This is a genomic window from Arsukibacterium sp., assembly GCF_036735525.1.
Lineage (GTDB): Bacteria > Pseudomonadota > Gammaproteobacteria > Enterobacterales > Alteromonadaceae > Alishewanella.
This window is the reverse complement of record NZ_DAINOE010000005.1, coordinates 17,641-22,870: the sequence shown is the minus strand read 5'-3', so window position 1 is coordinate 22,870 and position 5,230 is coordinate 17,641. Positions and strand designations below refer to the sequence as shown.

The window sequence follows — 5,230 nt, the reverse complement described above, 5'->3', positions numbered from 1 at the left end:
CGCGAGTTTCGGGTAGATTTTGACCTGACCAACCCCGTGGCACTACCACCAACACCTTGGGGTTATGCCGATTAAACCCGATTTTAGCAAGCTTACTAATATCATAAAAATAACTAATGCCACGGAGATAACATGAACAAAATGCGTAATCCAGCGCTGCTGGGGTTGGCGCTTTGCAGCACGCTGACCTTAACCGCCTGTAGCAAACCTGCTGAGCAGGCAACAGACGCCGCCAGTGACACGGCTTTTACACTGGTGGATACCGAGTTTAACCCACGTTTAGCTGAATATATCAAAACCCTGTCAGCTGACGAGTTTCAGGGCCGTGCTCCTGCCACTAAAGGCGAAGAATTAACGGTGGCTTACCTGGAAGATAACTTTCGCCGTATTGGCTTAAAGCCAATCGATGGTGACAGCTACAAACAGCCGGTATCGCTGGTGCAAATTGATCCTACAAAGGTGTCAGCGTTGCGCTTAACGGGCGATAAACTGCCTGAAAGCTTTAGTTATCGCGATGAAATGATGGCCTGGACTACCCAGGTTGTCGATAGTGTTGAAGTTATCGACAGCGAAATGGTGTTTGTCGGCTATGGCATAGTAGCACCAGAATATAACTGGAACGACTACGAAGGCCTGGATGTTAAAGGCAAAACTGTGGTGATGTTTGTAAATGACCCCGGTTATGCCACGCAAAACCCAGAGCTGTTTAATGGCAATGCCATGACTTACTACGGCCGCTGGACCTACAAATTTGAAGAAGCGGCTCGTCAGGGTGCGGCCATGGCACTGATTATTCACGAAACGGCTCCCGCCAGCTATGGCTGGGGTGTGGTAGCGCACGGCTCGCCGATTAAGTTTGATTTGGTGAATGAAGACAAAAACATGAGCCGTTCAAAAATTGAGGGCTGGATCACCGCCGAATCCGCCGCGACCTTATTTGCCAATATTGATACTGATATTGAAACGCTGCGCGCTCAGGCGTTATCAGGCGAGTTCAAACCCGTCCCCCTTAACGCCACTGCCTCTATTTCGGTGCAAAACAACCTGCGCGAGTTAACCTCCAGCAACGTGGTGGGTTACATTGAGGGCAGCACCTATCCGGATGAGTTTATTTTATACATGGCGCACTGGGATCACCTGGGTATGGATTTTTCTAACCCTAGCAATAAGGTATTTAATGGTGCTCAGGATAACGCCAGTGGCACAGGTGCGGTTATTGCCTTAGCTGAATACTTAGCCCAGCAAGCGCAACCTGAACGCTCTGTCGCCTTTGTGCTGGTGACTGCAGAAGAGCGTGGTTTATTAGGCTCGGCCTGGTATGCCGCTAATCCGGTATTCCCGTTAGAAAAGACCGCAGCCCTTATCAATATGGACGTGATGAACGTGTATGGCCCGATGAAAGATATGGTGATTGTTGGCCTGGGCAACACTGATTTAGAGGAGATTTTAATTAAGCATACCGAAGCTCAGGGCCGTTACGCTGTGCAAGAACCAAACCCTGAAGCCGGTATTGCGTATCGCTCAGATCACTTTAGTTTATCGAAAAAAGGCGTACCGATCCTGTATGCCAAAGGTGGTAATGACCACTATCAACTGGGCGCTGAATGGGGCGCGGCCCAGCGTGCTGAATATAACAGCTGTTGTTATCACAAAGTGCAGGATCAATGGGATGATAACTGGGACTTACGTGGCGCACAGCAAGATATGTTCCTGTACTTCCGGGTCGGTAACGAGCTGGCTAACAGCCGGCTGTGGCCAAACTGGTACCCAGGTAATGAGTTCCGTGCCATTCGTGATGCCTCTGCCTCTGCACGCCAATAATTCTGACCTCTAAAACATCTGTTAAGGCAGCTTAGGCTGCCTTTTTTATGACTAAAATTGTCAATTCACAAGCGGTTCAGGTAGGCTTGGCTAGAGTTTAATAAAAGGTTAAAGGCGCAATACTATGCCACGTTGGCGGACAAGGATCATTCGCTCCATTTTATTGCTGATACTGGGATTGCCGCTGTTGGCGACGCTTGGCTTCATCTGGTTGCAGCAGCAAATCAAAGCGGCCGGCATTTCTGAGCTCAGTATTCACTGGCAGCAGCTGGGCTTGCATTCCGCAAAAATGTCACAACTGCAATTTCGCTTTCAGCCATCTGCTTCAGATGCCGCTTTTGATGTTGATTTAAATGAGCTGAGCCTGCAATGGCGTTGGCTTAGCTGGATGCAGCCACAGCTAACCTTGGTTACTAGTCGCGAGGCACGCTTAGTCTATACTGCAGCCACGCCCGATCCTCAGCAAGCAAAGACAGCTGGTTTTGAGCAGTTGTCGTTGCCAGAGCAATGGCAATTACCGGCTTTTTTGCCACAGCAAATACACTTTCCCAAACTGCAACTGGATATGCCCTGCCCGGCAGGTCGCTGCCAGTTATCAAGCCAAATATATGCCAGTTACGATAGCCAGCAACAACAATGGCAGTGGCAAAGCCAGCTCACTGATGAGGCCCAACTCATCAGCGTTAAGCTGGATGCGTTTTACCGGCCAGACAATAATACACCAGCGCTGGATCTGACACTGCAACTGGACCAGCAACTGGCGTTAACGCTAAAGCAGCAGTTTAACCTGGCCAACCAGCAAGCCAGTACGCAGCTGGCACTGAGTATTTCACCGCCATCCGCAGCATTACTGCAGTTACTCACTAGCTGGCAGCTGACATTACCCGAGCGCTGGCTGACCGAATTTACCCAGCCGCTGCAATTGGCGTCTAACCTGAACTGGGCCATACCCGAAGACGGTAATTTGCAGCGCTTATTACAAAGCCATCAGCTTGACTGGCATTTTGCCGCCTTAGCGCCCTCACCCTTTATATTGCCATGGGGCTGGTTACAAGGTGAGGTGCAAGGTCAGCTTAATATTACCGATGGCGTGATTAACCGCTGGCAAGTAAAGAGTGAGATGTCACTCAGCCAGTTGCAATTAGCACAACTGCAGCAGCAGGGCATTCAGCTGCCTGGACTTATGATTAACCTGAGTTCTGAAACTTCAGAGCCGATGAGTTTAGCAGCCTTACCCCTTAATATCTCAGTAAAGAGCCAGCCTGGCGCCGCTGATAATGCCTTAGCGCTTAACAGCGAGATGCGACTAAAACTGAATTTGGCAGACTTGGCGGTGATTATTGAGCAAGGCAATGCCGCGCTCAGCCTGCCACAGTGGCAACTGACAGAGCAGGGCTTAAGCTTTAAGCAGATACAATGGCAAGGAAGTTTTCATGGCCATTGGCAAGCGGATAACTGGCAGCTTCAGTTGCAGGATGACAATGCGCTTAAATTGTCGCTCACTCATCCGCTGCTGACTATTGAGCAAATACATCTGAGCATAACGAATATGCAGCTTCAGCAGGTTAAGCAGATGCCAATGCAATTATCTACTCAGCTGGCAGCCAGTATGCAAGGGTTACAACATGCGTCTTTAGTAAAGCAACACTGGCAATGGCAGGCAGATACTAAGCTTGAGCTGGTCACAGCGAATAACACAGCAAGCCTGAAAGCCACCCTTAACAATGGCGTGCTCAGTAATGACATGGGCCTTAGCCTGCAGCATCAGCTAGATTGGCGTGATGAAAACCTAGCCCTGCAATGGCAGCTGGCCGATATGTTTTTACTGGCTGGTAATCCGTTAGCTGGCACTTTTAGCGACTGGCCAGCCTTGCTGGAATTAAACCGTGGCAGATTAGGTGCTAATGGCGATATCCGTTGGCAACAAGGCAAGCTTAGTGGCCGTAATCAACTGCAATTGCGCGATCTGTCAGGCATTTATGATCGCACTTTAGTCAAGGGTATAAATGCCGATATGCAGTTATCACTGCATGACAGCCAATTTAACATCAGCAGCGATAATCTGGTGATAAACCAGATTAATCATGGTTTGGAACTGGGGCCACTTAAAGCCTCAGCGCAGTATAGCGCCACTATGGCGCAGCCCGGCACTGGCGTAATAGCCTTAGAGCAATTAGCGCTACAGGTCATGGGCGGTAACCTTAGCGTTAGCCCACAACAACTGGATTTAGCGCAAGAGTCTAACCAACTGACATTTCAGATAAATCAGTTAGATTTAGCCCAATTATTACAACAACACCCCAGTACGGATATAAAAGGCCAGGGTAAGTTATCCGGTACACTGCCCATTAGCATCAGCAAGCAAGGTATTACCATTAAAGCTGGCAGGGTGGCTGCGGAGCAGCCAGGTGGTAAAATACAGTATCAGTCAGCCAGCAGCAGTGGCATGGGCAGTGTTAATCAAAGTATGCAATTGGTGTTTAGTGCGCTGGAAGACTTTCATTTTACCGTCCTTGCCAGTGAAATCAGTTATGATACATCAGGTAAATTATTGCTGGCATTGAACTTACGTGGCGCCAACCCTGCCTTACAACAAGGCAGAGCAATTAATCTCAACATTAATTTAGAAGAAGACTTACCGGCCATGATCACCAGCTTGCAGTTAACCAATAAGCTGAATGACACCATAACAAAACGGGTACAACAATATATTCAACAAAAGCAAGCAGCGGCTGCCGCTGCAGGAGCAAAAAAATGAAGTGTAAACCGCTGGCTGTAATGGCCACTGTGCTACTTGTTTCAGCCTGTACGCCCAGAGTTGAAGTAGCCTTGCCAAATGAACCTATCAACATCAACCTGAATGTGAAAATTCAGCATGAAATCTATATTCGCGTCGATAAGCAGCTGGATGAGCTGTTTAGTGATGCCAGTGGCTTATTTTAAGGAGCAAAACATGAATATGTTGCGTCAAAAACTCAGCGTTTTAAGCTGCCTGTTGTTACTGGCACTCAGTACCCCTGCCCTGGCCATGACCTTACAACAAGCGATGCAGGCGTTACAACCGGCAAAAGAGCAAGGCATGGTAGGAGAGCAACCCAACGGCTATCTGGCGGCAGTAACACAATCTGAAGACGCCGTGGCTATTGTAAAGCTTATTAATGACGCCCGCCGTGCTGAATACACCCGGCTGGCCCGCGAAAATAATATTGGCGTGGCTGAAGTAGAAGCCATTGCCGGTCAAAAGGCCATAGAGCGCACTCAGCGTGGGCATTTTATCCTGCTCGATGGCAATTGGATCCAAAAACGCTAAGCCTCTCACGCCTTACCTTGATAGCGCCCGCTTTAGTGGGCGCTTATCAGACTTTAGTCGCATGCCTATTCTTTAACTGCTGTTGTACTATGCTTAGTC

4 protein-coding genes are annotated in these 5,230 nt (G+C 48.8%); all 4 read left to right on the top strand.

What is annotated here, in order from left to right:
• Positions 1–132: 132 nt before the first annotated feature.
• The 4 genes from V7D78_RS01885 to V7D78_RS01870 all read left to right on the top strand — a co-directional run bounded on the left by V7D78_RS01885 (position 133) and on the right by V7D78_RS01870 (position 5,131).
• A complete protein-coding gene (locus tag V7D78_RS01885; protein WP_333606728.1) occupies positions 133–1,821 on the top strand; it encodes a M28 family metallopeptidase in 1,689 nt (562 codons plus the stop codon).
• A gap of 124 nt (positions 1,822–1,945) precedes the next feature.
• Positions 1,946–4,579 carry an intermembrane phospholipid transport protein YdbH family protein gene (locus V7D78_RS01880; protein WP_333606727.1) on the top strand — a complete coding sequence of 878 codons (2,634 nt, stop codon included), beginning with the start codon at positions 1,946–1,948 and terminating at the stop codon, positions 4,577–4,579.
• Positions 4,576–4,764, top strand: coding sequence for a YnbE family lipoprotein (locus tag V7D78_RS01875; RefSeq protein ID WP_333606726.1), 189 nt, complete (start codon positions 4,576–4,578; stop codon positions 4,762–4,764). Before V7D78_RS01880 ends, V7D78_RS01875 begins: the two co-directional genes overlap by 4 nt.
• A 10-nt stretch (positions 4,765–4,774) precedes the next feature.
• Positions 4,775–5,131 (top strand): YdbL family protein, encoded by a 357-nt coding sequence (locus tag V7D78_RS01870; protein ID WP_333606725.1) that lies wholly within the window; start codon positions 4,775–4,777, stop codon positions 5,129–5,131.
• Positions 5,132–5,230 lie beyond the last annotated feature (99 nt).

Bases quoted from the DNA above. Each gene is read 5' to 3' on its own strand.
- V7D78_RS01885 (WP_333606728.1), top strand. From the start codon at position 133: ATGAACAAAATGCGTAATCCAGCGCTGCTGGGGTTGGCGCTTTGCAGC.
- V7D78_RS01880 (WP_333606727.1), top strand. From the start codon at position 1,946: ATGCCACGTTGGCGGACAAGGATCATTCGCTCCATTTTATTGCTGATA.
- V7D78_RS01875 (WP_333606726.1), top strand. From the start codon at position 4,576: ATGAAGTGTAAACCGCTGGCTGTAATGGCCACTGTGCTACTTGTTTCA.
- V7D78_RS01870 (WP_333606725.1), top strand. From the start codon at position 4,775: ATGAATATGTTGCGTCAAAAACTCAGCGTTTTAAGCTGCCTGTTGTTA.